Consider the following 18,043-nt stretch of genomic DNA (forward strand, 5'->3'; position numbering starts at 1 on the left):
ATGAATTCCGTCTTTTTGGTTTTCTTGGAGAACGCAGGTGAACTTGGGGGATTAGGACGTTGGGTCGAAAACATTATTTCATTTCATTGAAGCGTCTTAAGACACACGAGGTTCACACAACTATTCGACTATTGAATAACAGTGGTTTTAGCTGGACTGAAACGTCAAAAATCTTCAGCGATATTCAGTCAGGTGCATTCAAAAGCTTCGGAGTTTTCGCTGGACAACTGCTTCTCGCCTACATTGTGGGGTCTTCGCTTAGGCGAGGTAACAGCGTCGGTGTTTCGTTTCAGGGCATTGAAGCTGCAGTTCCGACCTCTTTTTTCTTTGCTACTTCAAGCTTCTTCTTTCTGATCACTTGCCTTGCAATCAACCACTTGTCAGTAGCACTTACCCTTAAGAGTAGTTTAGCATCGAGAATGCTGCTACATGGGTTCTCTATCAATGCCTATGATGCAATTGATGACAAGAGCGGCGTCACTTTGGGGATACCGATACTTTCTAACTCCAGCTTCAGGGAAAGTCTGCCAATAGGTAGGTTCTTATCCATCCTGGTACTGATTTGCACCTTGGTGATGCTGATACCAGTCTTTGCTATTGGTTGTTATTTCTTGCTTGAGCAGTTGCATCTTTTTGAAGATCGCGCGCTCTCTTTGTTTGAACGATTATCTGCCGGAGCAGGGGTCCTAATTGTATTGACTGGCTTCGCGTGTTTTTTGTTTTTTCACATTCCAATCCCCTTTAAAAAAGACACTCGTTATATTCGCTGGAACTTCCTCTATAAGCTGGAACCTCACCCAAGCGACGAACTCAAGTTTAAGCGTTGGCTCGGTGAAACGGTCAAAACGACCAAGCCCGGCAGCTCGACTTGACGTCAGGTTGATAGCTTTTGTCTGGGAGGCGTGTCCTTTTTTAGGATCCCCGTGCACACCCTTGCGCACGTAACGCCCCCCTTATTTCCGGCAATCTAGCTCCAACAAATGGAGCAGATCATGCAGACAGTGCAGCAAATTGCCGAGGCGATTGTTGGCCGTGAGGGCGGCTATGTGAATGACCCGGATGATCCGGGTGGGGCGACCAATTTTGGTGTGACCATCCACACGATGCGCCGCCTTGGCATTGATCTTGATCGGGACGGTGATGTTGATGCGCGCGATGTGCGCTTGCTGACCCGTGATCGTGCGGTTGGTATTTTCGTTGAACACTACTTCCTTTGGCCGCGCCTGGATGAGTTGCCGGAGGTTTTGCAGCCGTCGGTTTTTGACATGTATGTCAACGCGGGTGCGAATGCCGTCAAAATCCTGCAACGTCTGCTTGGAGAATTTCAGGAACCGGTGACGGTTGATGGCGCGCTTGGGCCTCAATCCATCGCTGCAGTCAAACGGGTGTTTGCGAAGGCGGGTCGGTATCTGGTCGACGCCTACGGCATCGCCCGGCGCAACTACTATTTCCGCATCGCAGATCGTCGTCCGGCCTCACGCAAATATGCCCGAACACGGGCAGGCGGCAAAGGCGGCTGGATCAGGCGTGCCGAAGAATTCATGCAACCACAATACCGCCTGAGTGGCGCACAGTTTCGGGCGCGAGTTTCCAAGTGGAGCTGATGGCTCCGTTGGATTGGCGGTTTTCTCTTTTGATGGATCAGGTCTGGCAGAGGCTCGGGAGGTGAATATGCGAATTTTGCAATGGCTGTTTGGCGGGGGGCGCAATGTGATTGCCGACACCGTTGAGGTGTTTCGGCCTAATGCCGAAGCCGGGGCGCAACGGCACGCTGACTATCAACAAGCGGCGCTGGCGCAATTTGGGACGGAATTTCAGAGTGAGCGCAAAGGTCGGTTTGACCGTTTTATGGATGGTCTCAATCGTTTGCCGCGCCCTCTGATTGTGATCGCGACATTTGCTATGTTCGCGACGGCCATGTTTGATCCGATTTGGTTTGCGGAACGGATGCAAGGTTTGGCGCTGGTACCGGATCCGCTTTGGCTTCTGGCGGGCACAATCGTGGCCTTCTACTTTGGCGGTCGGTTCCAAGTGAAATCACAGGAATTCCAACAATCGATTGCCCGGACGGCATCGATGGTCCCTGCGGTTGTCGAGAACATTACAAGGCTGCGCGCCTTGCGCCACGATACGCCCGGCACCGCCGATGTGGGAACGGATGTCGAATTGGCCGAGATTGCAATTGTCCCAACCGACAATGCGGCGGTGATGTCCTGGCGTCAGGAGGTGGGCGCGTGACACCAGAGACGATCAAAGTTGTCATGGAGGGATTGTCATTCCTGTTCTCGATTTTGGCAATGATCATAGCCATTTTTCGGACCCGCCAATCCAAAGTGGACGAGCGGTTCAAGTCGGGATCAGATCGAATGGATCGCCATGACAGCCGCCTGCAAGCGGTCGAGCAAACGGTCAAAGCCCTGCCATCCAGTCAGGACATCCACAAGATCGAGCTGATGATGGCCGAGATGTCAGGCACCTTGGGGCGGATGGATGCCGTCATGGAAGGCAATGCCAAAATCATGGGCCGATTGGAGACAATTGTGACCCGTCATGAAGATCACCTATTGAGCAGCGGAAAATAGCCATGAGCTACCAAGACGAATTGCGCGAACATGCCCGCATCGCGATTTTGCGAATGTTGGAAGATGCGCCCAAGTACACGTCCAATGTGTCGATGATGACCAGCCTGTTGCCCAGACTGGGCATTGGCTTTTCCCGCGATCAGGTGGAAACCGAGGTGCGTTGGCTGGCGGAACAGGCCCTAGTCACAACCGAAGATCACGCCGGGTTTATCGTGGCCACGGCCACCGTGCGCGGGGTTGAAGTCGCTCAGGGCATCGTCACCCATCACGGCATCCGTCGCCCCCGTCCGGGGAGTTGATCCATGCCGCCACCCAAGAAGATTGATTTGCTGCCAGAAGAGTTGCGCGGCTGGCTTGTTGATGAGCTCAAGGCGCGCGGTTTTTCTGAGATTGTTGACGTCACCGAGGCGTTGAACTCTCGCCTTCAGGAAGAGGGCCTTTCGCTGTCGATCGGCAAATCAGCCGTTGGTGATTTGAACAAGGCGCTCAAAGAACAGCGCGAGGCCTTTGAAATCGCCGATGCCTTGATGGCCGACATGGATATTCAGGCCGAGGGACAGGTTCAACAGGCTTTGGTTCAGATGATCTCTGCCAGCGCCATGCAAGCGATCATGAAAGCGCGTGGTGAAGACAAGCCGATGACGGCGGACCAGCACGCCAAGTTTGCCAAGATGCTCAAGGATCTGATGTCGAGTTCGGGCATGCGTGAAAAGCTTCTTGAGGGTGAGCGTGAACGGGTTGCCAAAGAAGCGCGCGAAGCGGCGCGGGCTGAGGTCGAGCAGGCGCTGGAAGACACCGCCGCCGAAGCCGGGTTTAGCCCGGAGTTGCTAAAGACAATCCGCAACGGTGTCTTGGGGCTGAAAACATGATCAACCGCCGCCCGCCCGTCGTTGAAGACGCCATTTTGTTAGTCGGTGATTACCGCTGGCGCAAAGGGCCGCGTCTCAAGGCTCTGTTCGCCTGGATGTTTGGCCGTCGCGAAGTGTTTCGCACCCATCTTGGTGACACCGCAGAAATCGCCTGGTGGCGAGGTGAGCCTTACCTCATTGGCTTGGAAGAGTGGCACCCATGAACGTCCCAATCCTTTCCCGAGACCCAGAAGACCTTCCCCAGGAGCTACCGCGTGGGGGGCAAATTCCCGAAAATCTCGATCCACTGGCTGACGGCATTTTGATGGTGCATCAAAAGACCTGGTTGGAAGATCAGAGCCGTTTGAAAGTCTGTGAGAAAGGTCGACGCACCGGGATCACCTTTGCCGAAGCGCTGGATGACACGCTGATTGCGGCGGCGTCTCGATCAGCAGGCGGGCAGAATGTCTTTTACATTGGCGATACCAAGGAAAAGGGCCGGGAGTTCATCGGCTACGTGGCGCATTTCGCCAAAGTGGTTGCGGGGGAACTGGCGGCGATCGAAGAATTCGTTTTTGAGGATCAACGCGACGACGGAACCACCAAACATATCACCGCCTATCGGATCAAGTTCAACAGTGGGTTTCGGGTTGAAGCGCTGAGCTCTAACCCAGCCAATATTCGCGGCCTGCAGGGCGTTGTGGTGATTGATGAGGCGGCATTCCACAAGGATGTGCGCGAGGTCATTGATGCGGTGAACGCGATGCTGATTTGGGGCGGCCGGGTTCGGATCATCTCAACCCACAACGGTCATTTGAACCCCTTCAACGAGCTGATCCGTGAGGCCCGTGCCAAAAAGAATGGCTATAAGGTTCATTGTTACACTTTCGGGGATGCGGTAAAAAACGGGCTCTATCGCCGGGTCTGTTTGATGGGCGGCAAAGATTGGTCGCAAGAAGCCCAGGACGAATGGGAAGGCACGATCCGATCGGCCTATGGGTCGCGCACATCTGCGATGAAACAAGAGCTGGATGCGGTGCCTTCGGAGATGGAAGGGGCGGCGCTGACCCGTGTTCAGATCGAGAATGCGCAAGTGCAGGGCGTGCCCTTTGCCCGCTGGACCATGCCGGATGAGTTCAAAAACGCCTCAGAAACCGAACGTCAGGAGAAAGCTGACGCGTGGTGTGAAGAGCATTTAAAGGGGCCTTTAAAGGCATTGAATGCCAAGCGGCAGCATGCTTTGGGCGAAGACTTCGCGCGCTCGGGCGATGCCACTGACATTCTTATTGTTGAGATCGGCGCAGACCTGGTCCGGCGCTCGGTGCTCTTGGTTGAGATGCGCAACATTCCCTTTGCCCAGCAAAAGCAGGTGTTCTTTTATGTGGGTGACCGTTTGCCTCGGTTCATCAAGGGGGCCGTCGATAAGGGCGGCAACGGGGCCTATTTGGCCGAAGAGGCCGCAATGCGTTACGGCTCTGTGATTGTCGAAGTGTCGTTTAGCCGGGACTGGTACGCCCGAGAAATGCCCCCCTACATCGATGCGATCACGGACAAGACGATGTTGTTGCCTGCGCATGAAGACGTGTTGCGCGATCACCAGGCGCTGCAATGGGACAACGGCATTGTGAAGGTGCCGCAAAACTTCCGTTTCAAAGGATCGGACGGGCTTGACCGTCATGGCGACACGGCGATTGCCGGGCCTTTGGCCTATTTTGCCAGCCGATTGGAAGGCATGGAATATGAGTATGAGGCCGCAGCGCAGCCCAGCAATGACGTTCATGACACAGACGATGATGAGGCCCGCGACTGGTGGGAACCACCGCTGGGCACACAAATGCGCGGAGGCATAATCTAATGGCTGCTATACTCGATCAATTTGGGCGGCCGGTTCGCAAATCCGAGCTGACATCAGAAATCGCCGGCCCAACGCTTGGTGGGGTGCGCTCGCCGCTGACCAGTTATCCGGGCGACGGGCTGGATCCGCGCCGCTTGGGCGCAATCTTGCGCGAAGCTGATGCGGGCGATCCGTTGCGCTTTTTGGAGCTGGCGGAAACCATCGAAGAGCGTGACCCGCATTATATCGGTGTTTTGGGCACCCGTCGTCGCTCCGTCACGCAATTGGACATCACAGTCAAAGAGGCAAGCGAGTCCCCGCAAGATGTCGAGATCGCCAAGGACCTGCGGAGCTGGTTGGAACGTGATGAGCTGCAAGATGAGCTGTTTGATGTGCTGGATGCGATTGGCAAAGGCTATTCCTTCACAGAAATCATTTGGGACTATTCAGAAAGACAATGGGACATCGCCCGCCTGGAACGGCGTGATCAACGTTGGTTTGCGTGGGATCGGATTGATCTGACCACGCCGTTGTTGATGGGGCCCAGTGGTGAGCGGCTTCCTTTGCCGGGGTTCAAGTTCATTGACGCCCGTATCAAAGCCAAGTCAGGCATTCCGGCGCGCTCTGGTATGGCGCGGGTGGTGATGTGGCCCTATCTCTTCAAAAAATACACCGAACGCGATTGGTCGATATTCAGCCAGACCTTTGGCCAGCCGTTGCGGGTTGGCAAATACGGGGCAGGGGCCAGCAAGGAAGACCGTGCAACCCTGATGCGGGCCGTTGCCAATATTGCCGGTGATTGCGCGGCGATCATTCCCGAAAGCATGATGATTGAGTTCATCGAGAGCGGGAATGTTGGTGCTGCGCATTCCTTGTACAAAGAGCGTGGTGATTGGTACGACAAACAGGTCAGCAAGGCAGTTTTGGGGCAGACGGCGACCACTGATGCGGAAACCGGTGGTCTTGGATCGGGCACAGAGCACCGGCAGGTCCAGGAGGACATCGAGCGGGCGGACGCCAAGGCCCTGTCGGCCATTTTGAACCGCGACCTGGTACGCCCCTTTGTGACGCTCAATTACGGAGAGGCCGCCGCAGCCCCGCGCATTGTCATTGCCCGTCCTGAGGCGGAAGACCTGGTGAACTTGTCAAAGGCGCTGTCACCGCTGATTGATCGCGGGCTTGAGGTGGACGCGGAAGACATGCGCGGCAAGTTTGGGCTGAAAGCGCCCAAGGCCGGGGCCAAGCTTTTGCGGCCGATGAGCAAGGCAAATGAGCCCAAAACGGGCGAAACACCCCCGCCAGAGAAAACGCAACCGGCAGAATTGGACGCAAATAGCTCTGAGAGCGAAATTGAATACCCATTGAATACCCGCCAGAGCCAATTCCGATACACTGCCCCACTCACGACCCAGAGGCCACCAGAGGGCCGTTCTGAGGGGGTGGCGTTTTGGTCGGAGCGTCTGGCACAGGACGCATCACCTGCGATGGAACAGATGTTGGGCACGATCGAAGCCATGATCGAAGCGGCTGGATCGCTCGAAGAATTGCAGGCAACCCTTCTGTCGGCCTATCCAGATTTGCCGAGCGACCAACTCACCATGGTGCTTGCGCAAGCGATGGTCACAGCGCAACTGGGCGGCAGGGATGCGGTTGTGAGCGACTCCGATGGCTGAGTTGGCAGCGGTCTATCGCCGCCCCTTTGCGGAACAGGTTGCGGCGCTGCGATTGCGTCTTGGTAATCAGATCCCAACTGGTGCGTGGGATGATCTTTGGAAAAGTCAGCATGACCGCGCGTTTGTCGTGGCGGGGGCAATGAAAGCGGATTTGCTGGCGGACCTGGCGGCCGCTGTTGAAAAGACCATTGCGGGCGAGGGCACGTTGCAATCGTTCCGCAAGGACTTCCGCGAAATAGTCCAGCGTCGCGGCTGGCACGGCTGGACCGGTGAAGATACCGAACAAGGCCAAGCTTGGCGCACCAAAGTGATCTACCAAACCAACATGCGCACCTCCTATATGGCCGGGCAACATGCGCAGCTTGTGAAAGCTGGATACAAATACTGGGTCTATCGCCATGGCGGGTCTGCTGATCCGCGTGTCGAGCATCTTGGCTGGGACGGATTGATCTTGCCCGCCGATCACCCGTTTTGGAAGACACACTATCCACCCAATGGCTGGGGCTGCAGTTGTTATGTCTTAGGTGCGCGCAGCATGAAGGCAGCCCGTCGGCTCGGGGGCAATCCTGACATCGTTTTGCCTGAGGGCTGGGCGGCGCTCAAACCCGCAACCGGTGAGCCGCATGGAATCGGCAAAGGCTGGGGCTATGCACCAGGGCGCAGCGTTGCGGACGAAATCAACGAGTTGGTCGCAGGCAAAGTGGCCAAACTACCCAAAAGGATTGCTGAGGATCTGGAAAAGGATATTGGGCAACCGCCTGCCGCCCCGATGTATCGCGAAGCGCGAAGCCTAAAAGATGCCGCAGACCTTGTTGTCGAAGAGGGATTGGCGAAACAGAAGGTCAGTTGGCCAAGCGGAGCGCCATTGTCTGGCGTCAATGAAGCTATTCGAGCCTTGCGGGAAGTTGAGCAGCGTTTTGACATGGTCGCAATGGAGGCGATCGGCTCCGGTCCTGCGATTGCTAAAATGATGCGTATGCGCGGAGCCCCGCGAAATGCCAGCGCGTGGTATTCCAACGGGCTGCGTGCGATTGGTTGGAACAAGGGTGGTTTGTCCTCTGAGCTATGGGGGCAAACTGCCGAATGGCGGAACAAAATGATGCAAGAGTGGAGACGCTCGCAATCGGTGCAGATTTCCAGATTGCCCGATGGTCCTGCAAAGACTGTTGCGGAACGCGTGGAATATCAGTGGACGGTGCGAATGTCGGGAGAGGGTTATCCCAGATCAGTTGCCATTCACGAAACCGGTCACAGGCTACATTACAGCTATTGGGATGAAGTAAATGAAACTCTGAAAGGCTGGAAGTCGGAGGGATGGCACCTTGCTGTTAGCAAATACGGTGGCTCCAATCCGAAAGAATTTGTTGCTGAGAGTTTTGTACTATATATGGAAGGCCCAGAGCAGCACTGGCGGATCAAGCCCGAGCTGCTGGCCTTTTTCAAGGCAAAGGATCGTCGTCATGTCACTGGCTGAAATCGAAAACCAAATTACTGACCTTCTCGGAATGAGCCCTTTACCGGCTGATGCCGAGGCCAAGCTTGATGCGTTGATCTCTCAACTTCCTGAAGAAAACCAAGAGTTCATGCGTCAATCTTGTGAAGAGGGGCTGATTATGGCCCGAGACGGCGAGAATGCGGGTGAGCCGAGCTTAGCGCATATCGTTTAGGATTCGCCATGATCCGCCAAGACGTCACCACAGATGAAATCACCACCGCACTGGCGCGCATGGTTGAGGCTTATGATGACCTGACACCGCTCAATCAGGACATTGGCGTATTCATGCTGGAAAGCACCAAGCAAAATTTCGTTGCCGGCACGTCGCCAGATGGGACGCCGTGGGCTCCAAAATCCATGGCGACAATGGATGCTTATCGGCGCAGCGAAGCCAAAGGGGCCAATGGCGCGGTGCCAGTTCAGCCCTTAATCGGTGTTTCAAAAGCCCTTTCAACAACGATTTCTTATGAGGCCGATCCCGAAGGGGTGAATTGGGGGTCAAACCAAATTTACGCGGCCGTCATGCAGATGGGCGCGCAAGCGGGTGAGTTCGGGGCGCGGATCGGCAAGGATAAGAATGGGCGTGATTTTATGATGTCGATCCCATGGGGTGACATTCCAGCGCGGCCATTTCTCGGAATCGGTCCAGAAGATGAAACCGGCATACTTGAGATTATCGAAGACTATCTGAAGGACGCTGCGGGCGACTGAGCCGTGCAAAACCTTGCGCACGTAACTGGGCGCAAAAGGGGGCGATATTGCCCCTATGTTCAAACCCTCACATATCGCGGCGCTTGATGCGCTAGAGCTTCCCAAGGGGGAGGGTGCGCCGGAATGGCTGCACTTGCTGCCACCTGCGGGCAAGCCGTTCACAACGATCGATGGCCGTGGTCCCTGGCACTATGACAGTGCGGAGGAGCTGATTGCCTCTAGCTTTGCGGGCAACGGTCCCAAGCTGTTCATTGACGTCAATCATTCGACACTGCGCCAAGGGCCAAAGGGTGGCGACGCCCCGGCTTATGGCGACATTGTTAAAATGCAGGCCCGCGAAGATGGGATTTGGGGGCAGGTCGAATGGAGTGCCTTGGGCGCGGAGATGATGGGCGACCGCGCGTATCGTGGTTTTTCCCCTGTGTTGTTGTTTGATGCGAGTGACAAAACCAAAGTTGACCGCATTTGGCACGGCTCACTGACTAATTTTCCTGCCCTGATGGGGCAGTTGGCAACCCTAACATCGGAGGTTCCCGAAATGGATTTTTCGGACATCGCAAAGGCTTTGGGCTTGGGCGAAGACGTAGGCAAGGACGCAATCCTTGCGGCGATCAAGAAGCTCAAGGGGGCTGACAAGCCCGCAGAGCTAACGGCCCTGGCCGAAGCGCTGGGGGCAGAGCCTGACACTGGTGTGGCGGAACTGACTGTTCTCGCAGCGTCATTGCAAGAGCAGGCGGGCCAAGCCGGATCAGTCGAAGAGCTGTCAGGCAAGATTAAGACAATGGAAGCTGAGACTTTCATTGACGCGCAAATGGCGGCGGGTGTCGGCATTCCCGCCAACAAACGCGCGGAAATGGTCGCTTTGCATGTGGAAGATCCGGCCAGGGCAAAGAGCTTGATCGAAATGCTGCCCAAACTTGGCCGCACCCACACAACCGACACGCCGCCTGAGAGCGAGCCTGAAGCCGAAGCGCTCACTGCTGATGTGATCGCCCTGAAGGCGCAGGAATTGATGGCAGAACGCGCTGCCAAAGGCATCACGCTTGATGTGATTGATGCGGTGTCGATGGTTCTGGAGGACGGCAAATGATCCCGACGTTTATCAAATCATATGAGGCCGCAGCAGATGTGGCCGGTCACCGGATTGTAAAATTCGCCACCCCGGCGACTGACCAGATGGTCGGGACGGCCGCCTCAGAAACCGATGCCTGCATTGGCGTCTCGGATCGGCTTGGTGCTGATACGGGCCAAATGCTGGATGTGCATCGCGGGGGGCTTGTGTCCGTCCAGCTTGGTGGCGCTGTTCAAGCCGGTGATCCACTGACATCGGATGCCAGCGGGACGGCTGTTGTCGCGACCGCGCAAGCCGCAACGACAGTTCGGATTGTTGGCTATGCCGACGAGCCGGGCGTTGCTGGTGACATCATCGACTTTTTCTTTGCTCCCGGTGTCATCCACCAAGGCTGACTTTAAACCAGAGGACTTTCCATGTCTTACAAACGCCCTTTTCAATCGGACCCAGCTCTGAGCGCGGTTGCGATTGCCTACACCAACCCGGATGCGTCGCGGATTGCCGATCAGGTTTTGCCTCGGGTGCCGGTTGGTGGTGAAGAATTCAAATGGACGGAATACCCGATCAAGGATGGTTTCCAGATCCCGGACGCCCGCGTTGGTCGCCGCGGCCGTGTTCAACAGATGGAATTTGATGCCAACGAGCGCACCAGCTCCACTGAAGATTATGCGCTTGATACCCCGATCCCGTATTCGGACATCGACAAAGCGGCCAAGAACCGGGCTGCCAGACGTTCGACACATGATCCTGAACGGCACTCAGTAACGATGCTTCAGGAGACCATCGCCAATATTCGCGAAGTTCGGGTGGCAAAGATGGTGCACAACCCGAACACCTATGATGCCGCGCGTCGGGTCGTTTTGGCGGGAACGGATCGCCTTTCCGACTATGACAACTCACATCCTGTTGACGTTTTAAAAGAGGGGATGAACCGCACGTTGATCCATCGCCCCAACACTTGGGTGATGAGCCGATATGGTTGGTCCAAGCTGTCGTCACATCCCAAAATCATCAACGCCATTCGCGGAGCAGGCACCTATGACGGGATTGTGCGTCCGCAACAGGTTGTTGATCTCTTTTCGGGCGAAGGGCTGAAGCGTATCTTGATTGGCGAGGCGCAGTTCAATGCGGCCAAGCCAGGGCAGGCTTTGGATTTGCAATACGCCTGGGGCAATCACATTGGGATGCTGCATTTGAACCGGATGGCCAGCACTCAACCCGGCATGATCAGCTTTGGCTACACGGCGGAATATGGCTCCAAGTTTGGCGGTCGTATCGAAGACCCAGACATCGGCATGGAAGGCGGCTTCCGTATTCGGACCGGCGAAAAGCTCAAAGAGCTGATCGTAGCGCCGGATGTTGGCTACTTCATCCAAAACGCCTTCGAGTAAGGGGACTGTCATGGCTAAGAAGTCAAAAGAGCGCCTCGAGCTGGAAGCGAAGGCTGAGGGTTTGGGGCTGAAGTTTTCCAGCAATATCGGTGATGAAAAACTGATGGAGCGGGTGCAGGTGGCAGAGCTTGAAAAGACTGCCGTCAAGGATGCGGCGGAGGCGGCCGAGCCCGATGGCGAGACCCCCGCAGAGCAAGACGTGGAGCCAGAAACACCTGAACCAGAAACGCCGCCGACGCTCAAAGGTGACGTTCTCAAGGTGTCAAAAGAGCGCCGAGCGCTTGAGGACAAGGCTGCGGATCTCGGCATCCTGGATGTTGCAACCAAGCAAGATGACGTTCTGGCGCTGATGGTCGGTGTTGCGGAGCTCAAAGCTGAGGTGAACCCGCTTCAACCAGTGTTCCCTGAACCCATGTCGATCGAACTGTTCGAGCGTGTTACATGCAAAACCCTGGAGCGCGTTCGGTACAATGGCACGCTTTACAGCGTCGGCGAACCAATCGAGCTCGACCCGGCGACCTTTGATGAACTCAAAGCTCTTGGTGTTGTCACCGCATCTTAACACCGTCGCATCGCCCGGACAGTCTGGGCGGTGGTAACCTTCCCGGCGGTGATCTGCCGCCGGGCTTTTTGACAACGGAGATACCCAGCGAGAGAGGGGGTCTGGTCCGGGTCGCAAGCCCGTCAGCACCCATAGACCACCGCCGACAACGGTGCAGGAGACCTTGGAAGGTAGGAGCACAGCTCGCCCCCCAAATTCGCAATGGAGATTGAATTGACCTACACGACACAAAGCGAGCTGGAAGATCACTATGGCACGTCGCTGTTGGTTGATTTGACCGACCGTGCCGAGGTTGCCACGGGCGGGATCGACGCGGTTGTTGTGGCACAGGCGATTGATGACGCTGCCGGTGAAATCAACGGTTACCTCAAAGCCAAATATGTGCTGCCGATCGATGGCATTCCTGATCCGCTGGGTGTCCTGGCGCGTCGGATGGCGATTTACAATCTGCATGTCTATGAGCCTTCGGCCAAGATCACGCGGGATTATGAGCGTGCGATTGCTACGCTCAAGGACATCTCGAAAGGTCTGGTCAAACTTGATGCCGCTGGAGTTGCCCCCAAAAGCAGCGGGGCGGGTGGGGCGCAGGTCACAGATCGCGAACGCCCGATGACGGCTGAGAATATGAAGGGCTTCATCTGATGTTAAAGGCCGTTCAAACCCGTCTTGAATCCCGTGTTCCTGAGCTGGAAAACCGGGTCGATCTGGCCGCTGAGTTTGCGCGCTTGCGCGAAAGCGGCCGGGGACCAGTAGGGGGCGTCGCCTGTTTTGTGCTGCCCTCTGGCACAACCGGCCTTCAGGCGAGGGCGTCGAGCGGGCTCTTTGTTCAAGACATCCGCCTGGGCGTGTCGGTGGTGACAATGCTGCAATCGACCGATGCCACAGGGCAACGCGCGCTGGATCGGATCGATGAGTTCCTAAAGGAAATCCAACGCGCGCTTTGCGGCTGGGCCCCAACGGACACCGTGGGTGTTTTTGAACTGGCCTCAGAGCGTCCGGTTCCTCAAGAGCGCGGCACATTGGCCTTCCTGACTGACTTTCGGATCAACGACCAACTGAGGATCCCCACATGAACCTACCCAAGCTTCCCAGCGGTGGCGGCAAATACACGCGCGATGAGACGGGCGATCTGACCCAGACGTCAGCGCCTACTGCGCCACCTCCCGCCCCCCAAACCTCTAAACCGGCCAAGCGCCGTTCAGCCAAAAAGACAGCCCAAAGATCGGAGGCGTAGATGACCAAGTTCTGGCGCAAGAAAGTCATTCTGTTCAAAACCGAAGCCACCTATGGCACCGATGCGCTGCCAACCGGCGCGGTGAATGCGGTGCGGGCCAAAAATGTGCGGCTGAGCCCGATGGAAGGCACGGATGTTGATTTGGGTCATGAGGTGCCCTGGCTTGGCAATCAAGGCAGCGTACCTGCAGATCTGCATGTGACCCTAAGCTTTGAGGTTGACCTGGTCGGCTCTGGCACTGCGGGTCAGGCACCAGCCTTTGGGCCGATGCTCCTAGCATGCGGCTGTGCAGAGACCATCGATGCGGGCACCTCAGTCACCTACAATCCGGTCTCGTCGGATATGGATGCGGGCACTGCTTACATCAACATTGACGGCATTTTGTTTACATCGGTGGGCATGCGCGGCACCTGTGATGTTGTGGTGAATGCCTCGGGTGTTCCGGTTTTGCAGTTTAACTTCACCGGGCTTTATGTGCCGCCCAGCGATAGTGCCGCGCCGGTGTCGGACACCTCAGCTTGGCCTGATCCCAAGGTGGCGTCGCATCAAAACACGCCGGTCTTTACGATCGACGGCACGCCGCATGTGATGCGCAGCTTCAAACTGAGCCAAGCCAATGAGGTCGAACCGCGCTTCTTGATAGGCAAAGAAGAGGTGGTGATCTCGGATCGCGCCGAAATGATTGAATGCCAGATCGAGGCAACCACACTGGCGGTGTTCAATCCGTACAATTTGGCCCAGGCGCAGGCCAAAGTGCCTTTGGTGTTGCAGCATGAGGCCACGGCGGGCCGGATCTCAACCTTGTCAGTTCCGGCGGCGCAGGTGCAACGCCCCGACGCGCCAACCGAAGCGCAGGGCATCATGGAAAGCCCGCTGCGCTTCAAACCACAACCCACGTTCGGCAACGACCAGTGGACACTGACCTTTACCTAAATCTGACCCTTAAGGAGACCTGACATGGGTTTTATCTTGAATGCCAACCGCACTTTTTCCGCGCCTTGCCGATCAGCCGATGGCCAGACCTTCGATGTGACCTTTCGGGCGCTGACGGATGAGCAGGTCAAAGAACATGACTTCGACAGCGTTGAGGGGGAAAAGACGTTTTTGCGTGCCATCGTGCATGACATTCCCGACATCGAGGGCGACGACAAACAACCCATCGCGTTTGGGCCTGAGGTGTTGGGCCAAATGTTGGAATTTGCGGATCTGCGCGGGGCGTTTTTGCGCGGTTACCGCGAACAAGTGACGGGTGCGCAAACGGGAAACTGATCTGGGCTGGGCGGGCCATTATCGAGGGCACGCTCTGGGACAATGGCCCAACCGCCCATGATCTTGATGACGATGCTGACTTTTGGGACATCCCGCGCGGGCTTTTGGACCGTGCGCCCTTAGAACAGGGGCTTTGGCCAGAACACGAACAGGCTGCCGAAGGTTTTTTGCGTATTCGCAGTCAGTGGCGTGTGTTGCCAGCATTTGGAGCTGCGCCGGTTTGGTTGGGTCTGGATTACACCGCCGCTGAAACCGGATTGCGGCTGGCGGGATTTGATCTGACGCCGGAATTTTGGGGCCAAATCCAACTCATTGAACAGGGGGCCAAAGCGGCCTTGAACGGGGATTAAAGATGACCCTCAGGTTTCATTCACGTCTGACGGCCGATGGCAAACAGGCCAAGGTTGAAATCAAAGGCACAGCCGCCGAGGTCGACAAGTTGTCGAATGAGCTGAAAGGCGTGACGCGTGACGGCAGCACTGCGGCGCAGTCATTGGATAAGATCGAGAATGAAGCGCGCCAAGCGGCCGCAGCCCTTCAGGGGGCGTCGGTTGAAGCGGGCAAGGTCAAAAACACGCATAATGCGGCAGCGGGGTCAGTTGGCAATCTGACCGCTCAGCTAAATGATACCTTTGTAACGGCAGCGGCAGGACAAGCGCCGATGCAAATTGCGATCCAACAAGGCACGCAAATCGGGCAGGTGTTCCAGCAAACCGGGGTCAAAGGCAAAGACGCGTTTAAGCTCTTGTTGTCGGGTGCAACGGCGATGGTCAGCCCGATCAACCTGATCACAATCGGCTCTATCGCGGCAGGGGCTGCGATGCTGCAATGGCTGAACAGCTCAAGCCGCAAGGCCAAGCCCTTGGCAGAGCAAATTGATGATCTTGGCAGCAAGCTGGATGACTATCGAAAAGCAGCGGATTTGGCGTCTGAATCAACAGAAGCTTTGGAAGACCGGTTTGGACAAGTCACGCCGCGCATTCGGGCCTATTTGCAAAAGGCGGCCGCGTCAGAGATGCGCGCGTTAAAGCTTGCTCAACGGGAAATCGCGCAAACGATGGTCAAGGACTCGGGTCTTGCGTTGCCCAATGACGGTTTGGGGGATCTCGCTCAGGTTGGCGAGATGATGGGATATTCCGGGTTGTTCTCCACCAATGGGTTGATGGGGGAAGGCCGAGATGAACGTCGGGCCATCTTCTCAGAGATTATTGGCGGCTTTCGGGATATTAAAGATGCGGCTGACAAGTCGACGGATGCGCAAATTGCTGCCGCAGAACGACTGCGTGATGGGCTTGAGGTCGGATCGCGTTTGGTGGGGGGCATCACCAGCGAAGAACTGACCCGACTGCGCTCCGTCGAAGATTATTTGATGCGTCTCTATGAGATCCGTGCGCGCGAACCGGATGAGGGGCGTTTGGCAGGGCAGGCGGAATCGGCCTGGACGCAATACTATCAATCGCGAGTTCTTGGGGAACGTGCGCTTCAGGCCGAACAGCAACGCACTATCCAGCAAAAAACCTATGATCCATACCAAACCAGCCGGGTTGCGTCCGAGCAATCGCTTGCCTTAGGGCAAGATTTGCTGGCGACGATGCAGCACCAAAACGAGCTGACGCGCATTGCCGTTGTGCATGGGGCTGACAGTGTTGAGATGACAGAGGCGCGCGCGGCGGCAGAGCGGCGCGCATTTGAAGAACTGCTGGCGTCGCAGGACGTTTCAGAGGCGCTTAAAGAAGAGTTGCGCGGCGCACTTGAGGAAAGCCAAGCCATTGGTGGGACAGATGTTGGCGCGGGTATCCGTGGCGCTGTGACTGAAGCGGGAGCCTTGGTCAAAAACCTTGGGATCAGCTTGAAACTGGCGCAGCGCATAGCCAGCTTTGGCCCGCAGGGGATGACGGGAGCCAACACCAGAGATCCGCTGACAGGCAAGCAATATGGCGGGCGTGGCGGTGACCCACGCAGCATGGGCGGCACTGCATATGACTGGCAAAATCGCGATGCCGAGGAGTTCTTGCGAAACTGGAAACCACCGAGCGCGGCCAAAGCCGGGCGAGGGCGTGGCGGCAGCCTCAATAGTCAGGTCAAAGAGCTGAAGAAACAGCAAGAGGCTGTGGAACAGTTGACCCGTCGCTATGATGACCAGCTCGCAATTTTGCGCGAGAGCGATCCGGTTCAAAAGGAAATGTTGCGCAATCGTGAGACCTTGGCGCATGCGACCGATGCGGAGCGGAAGGCGATTGAAGCCAAAATCACAACGCTGGAATCGGAAAAAACCGCGCAGGATCAGGCCTCGGCCGCGTCCGACTATCTCAAATCCACGTCGTCTGATTTGATCCCGGCGCTGGTGCGTGGCGGCGAAGACGCCGCCTCGGCATGGGACCGGTTGACACAATCGCTTGAGGCGGCGGCCTGGCAGGCTTTGCTGTTGGGCGAGGGGCCTTTGATGAAGCTTTTGTCGGGTGCGGGGCTTGGCGGCGGCGGCGGTGGCCTCGTTGGTGGGTTCCTCAAGCTGTTGGGGTTTGCGGATGGCGGCATGAACTACGGCAAAGGGGGCGGGCGCGATGATGCCAATCTGGCGCTGATCAGCTCGGGCGAGTTCACGGTGAATGCCCAGGCCACGGCCCGCCATCGGGCGCTGCTTGAGGCCATCAATTCAGGCGCGCCCATACCCGGTTTTGCCAATGGTGGTGGGCATGGGGCGGCGCTGATGGCTCCGGCGGGTGGTTTCAAAATCCAGTTTATTGATCAATCGCGCGGGGTGGATGTGCAAGCCAAGGAAATCACCGATGAAGGGGGAGGACGCAGGTTGCAAGTCATCATCGATGAACGAATGGCGGCTGTTGTTGGAAAGAATGGCAGCGCCACGCAGAGGGCAATGCGAAACGGCTTTAACCTTTCACCTGCAAGGGCGCGCCGATGATCCCTGCATGGCCAAGTACCCTGCCCAAACCAACGCGCAGCGGGTTCCAACAAACGCCAGTGGATCAGCGGCGCAAGCGGGGCACTGATGCGGGTGTGCCGCGCTATGGCAAACGCTTTTCGCTGGCGGCTCAAACCGTGGCGCTTGGGGTCATTTTGGATCGCGGGCAAAAACAGGTCTTTGATCACTTTTATCAAGTCACCTTGTCGGCGGGCACTCAGACGTTCTGGATGCCTGACCCAATCAGCGACGGCTGGCCCTTGGCGACGGAGCAGGGCGAGCAATTGCTATCCCCGGACGGTGCGCCGCTTTTGATGGCCTCTCGGTGGCTGTGTCTCATGGGCGAGGAAACGCCTTTAACAGGGCCTTTAAAGGGGCTTGAATTTCCTGTGTCCTTTTCTGTTGTGGTGATGCCATGAGACGGGTGTCGATCACAGCACGCAGGGATTTTG

At 56.7% G+C, this 18,043-nt stretch carries 23 protein-coding genes; all 23 read left to right on the forward strand.

The features are described 5' to 3' along the window. Window positions 1–59: 59 nt before the first annotated feature. The 23 genes from ACRBB0_RS25565 to ACRBB0_RS25675 all read left to right on the forward strand — a co-directional run bounded on the left by ACRBB0_RS25565 (window position 60) and on the right by ACRBB0_RS25675 (window position 18,010). Window positions 60–872, forward strand: coding sequence for a hypothetical protein (locus ACRBB0_RS25565; RefSeq protein ID WP_431377306.1), 813 nt, complete (start codon window positions 60–62; stop codon window positions 870–872). Window positions 873–992: 120 nt separating this feature from the next. Then, window positions 993–1,604 carry a holin-associated N-acetylmuramidase gene (locus tag ACRBB0_RS25570; RefSeq protein WP_431377307.1) on the forward strand — a complete coding sequence of 204 codons (612 nt, stop codon included), beginning with the start codon at window positions 993–995 and terminating at the stop codon, window positions 1,602–1,604. 67 nt (window positions 1,605–1,671) lie between these two features. After that, on the forward strand, window positions 1,672–2,238 hold the full coding sequence (locus ACRBB0_RS25575; RefSeq protein WP_431377308.1) for a holin family protein: 567 nt from the start codon (window positions 1,672–1,674) through the stop codon (window positions 2,236–2,238). Then, window positions 2,235–2,582: a DUF2730 family protein gene (locus ACRBB0_RS25580; protein ID WP_431377309.1), complete on the forward strand. Its 348-nt coding sequence runs from the start codon at window positions 2,235–2,237 to the stop codon at window positions 2,580–2,582. The genes ACRBB0_RS25575 and ACRBB0_RS25580 overlap by 4 nt, the downstream gene beginning before the upstream one ends. Window positions 2,583–2,584: 2 nt before the next feature. Beyond that, window positions 2,585–2,881 carry a VpaChn25_0724 family phage protein gene (locus tag ACRBB0_RS25585; RefSeq protein ID WP_431377310.1) on the forward strand — a complete coding sequence of 99 codons (297 nt, stop codon included), beginning with the start codon at window positions 2,585–2,587 and terminating at the stop codon, window positions 2,879–2,881. Between the two features lie 3 nt (window positions 2,882–2,884). Further along, window positions 2,885–3,451, forward strand: coding sequence for a phage protein Gp27 family protein (locus ACRBB0_RS25590; RefSeq protein WP_431377311.1), 567 nt, complete (start codon window positions 2,885–2,887; stop codon window positions 3,449–3,451). Next, on the forward strand, window positions 3,448–3,654 hold the full coding sequence (locus ACRBB0_RS25595; RefSeq protein WP_431377312.1) for a hypothetical protein: 207 nt from the start codon (window positions 3,448–3,450) through the stop codon (window positions 3,652–3,654). Before ACRBB0_RS25590 ends, ACRBB0_RS25595 begins: the two co-directional genes overlap by 4 nt. Further along, a complete protein-coding gene (locus ACRBB0_RS25600; RefSeq protein ID WP_431377313.1) occupies window positions 3,651–5,285 on the forward strand; it encodes a hypothetical protein in 1,635 nt (544 codons plus the stop codon). Before ACRBB0_RS25595 ends, ACRBB0_RS25600 begins: the two co-directional genes overlap by 4 nt. Then, window positions 5,285–6,937: a DUF935 domain-containing protein gene (locus tag ACRBB0_RS25605; RefSeq protein WP_431377314.1), complete on the forward strand. Its 1,653-nt coding sequence runs from the start codon at window positions 5,285–5,287 to the stop codon at window positions 6,935–6,937. Before ACRBB0_RS25600 ends, ACRBB0_RS25605 begins: the two co-directional genes overlap by 1 nt. Continuing rightward, window positions 6,930–8,411, forward strand: a complete 1,482-nt coding sequence (locus tag ACRBB0_RS25610; RefSeq protein ID WP_431377315.1) for a phage minor head protein — start codon at window positions 6,930–6,932, stop codon at window positions 8,409–8,411. Before ACRBB0_RS25605 ends, ACRBB0_RS25610 begins: the two co-directional genes overlap by 8 nt. Next, window positions 8,398–8,604: a hypothetical protein gene (locus ACRBB0_RS25615; protein WP_431377316.1), complete on the forward strand. Its 207-nt coding sequence runs from the start codon at window positions 8,398–8,400 to the stop codon at window positions 8,602–8,604. Before ACRBB0_RS25610 ends, ACRBB0_RS25615 begins: the two co-directional genes overlap by 14 nt. 8 nt (window positions 8,605–8,612) lie before the next feature. Then, window positions 8,613–9,143, forward strand: coding sequence for a phage virion morphogenesis protein (locus ACRBB0_RS25620; RefSeq protein WP_431377317.1), 531 nt, complete (start codon window positions 8,613–8,615; stop codon window positions 9,141–9,143). Between the two features lie 55 nt (window positions 9,144–9,198). Next, window positions 9,199–10,233 carry a phage protease gene (locus ACRBB0_RS25625; RefSeq protein WP_431377318.1) on the forward strand — a complete coding sequence of 345 codons (1,035 nt, stop codon included), beginning with the start codon at window positions 9,199–9,201 and terminating at the stop codon, window positions 10,231–10,233. Next, window positions 10,230–10,610 (forward strand): capsid cement protein, encoded by a 381-nt coding sequence (locus ACRBB0_RS25630; RefSeq protein WP_431377319.1) that lies wholly within the window; start codon window positions 10,230–10,232, stop codon window positions 10,608–10,610. Before ACRBB0_RS25625 ends, ACRBB0_RS25630 begins: the two co-directional genes overlap by 4 nt. A 21-nt stretch (window positions 10,611–10,631) precedes the next feature. After that, window positions 10,632–11,606: a capsid protein gene (locus ACRBB0_RS25635; protein ID WP_431377320.1), complete on the forward strand. Its 975-nt coding sequence runs from the start codon at window positions 10,632–10,634 to the stop codon at window positions 11,604–11,606. Window positions 11,607–11,616: 10 nt separating this feature from the next. Then, a complete protein-coding gene (locus ACRBB0_RS25640; protein WP_431377321.1) occupies window positions 11,617–12,168 on the forward strand; it encodes a hypothetical protein in 552 nt (183 codons plus the stop codon). Between the two features lie 213 nt (window positions 12,169–12,381). Then, window positions 12,382–12,810 carry a gp436 family protein gene (locus ACRBB0_RS25645; RefSeq protein ID WP_431377322.1) on the forward strand — a complete coding sequence of 143 codons (429 nt, stop codon included), beginning with the start codon at window positions 12,382–12,384 and terminating at the stop codon, window positions 12,808–12,810. Then, on the forward strand, window positions 12,810–13,241 hold the full coding sequence (locus ACRBB0_RS25650; RefSeq protein WP_431377323.1) for a phage tail terminator protein: 432 nt from the start codon (window positions 12,810–12,812) through the stop codon (window positions 13,239–13,241). The genes ACRBB0_RS25645 and ACRBB0_RS25650 overlap by 1 nt, the downstream gene beginning before the upstream one ends. Before the next feature lie 161 nt (window positions 13,242–13,402). Next, window positions 13,403–14,335, forward strand: a complete 933-nt coding sequence (locus ACRBB0_RS25655) for a phage tail tube protein (RefSeq protein ID WP_431377324.1) — start codon at window positions 13,403–13,405, stop codon at window positions 14,333–14,335. Between the two features lie 24 nt (window positions 14,336–14,359). Further along, window positions 14,360–14,671, forward strand: a complete 312-nt coding sequence (locus ACRBB0_RS25660) for a hypothetical protein (protein ID WP_431377325.1) — start codon at window positions 14,360–14,362, stop codon at window positions 14,669–14,671. 104 nt (window positions 14,672–14,775) lie between these two features. After that, window positions 14,776–15,021, forward strand: coding sequence for a DUF1799 domain-containing protein (locus tag ACRBB0_RS25665; RefSeq protein ID WP_431377326.1), 246 nt, complete (start codon window positions 14,776–14,778; stop codon window positions 15,019–15,021). 2 nt (window positions 15,022–15,023) lie between these two features. After that, complete coding sequence (locus ACRBB0_RS25670; protein WP_431377327.1) at window positions 15,024–17,591, forward strand: phage tail length tape measure family protein; 2,568 nt, start codon at window positions 15,024–15,026, stop codon at window positions 17,589–17,591. Then, window positions 17,588–18,010 carry a hypothetical protein gene (locus tag ACRBB0_RS25675; RefSeq protein ID WP_431377328.1) on the forward strand — a complete coding sequence of 141 codons (423 nt, stop codon included), beginning with the start codon at window positions 17,588–17,590 and terminating at the stop codon, window positions 18,008–18,010. The genes ACRBB0_RS25670 and ACRBB0_RS25675 overlap by 4 nt, the downstream gene beginning before the upstream one ends. Window positions 18,011–18,043 lie beyond the last annotated feature (33 nt).

Origin of the sequence: Pelagimonas sp. (assembly GCF_050633425.1) — a bacterium.
Lineage (GTDB): Bacteria > Pseudomonadota > Alphaproteobacteria > Rhodobacterales > Rhodobacteraceae > Pelagimonas.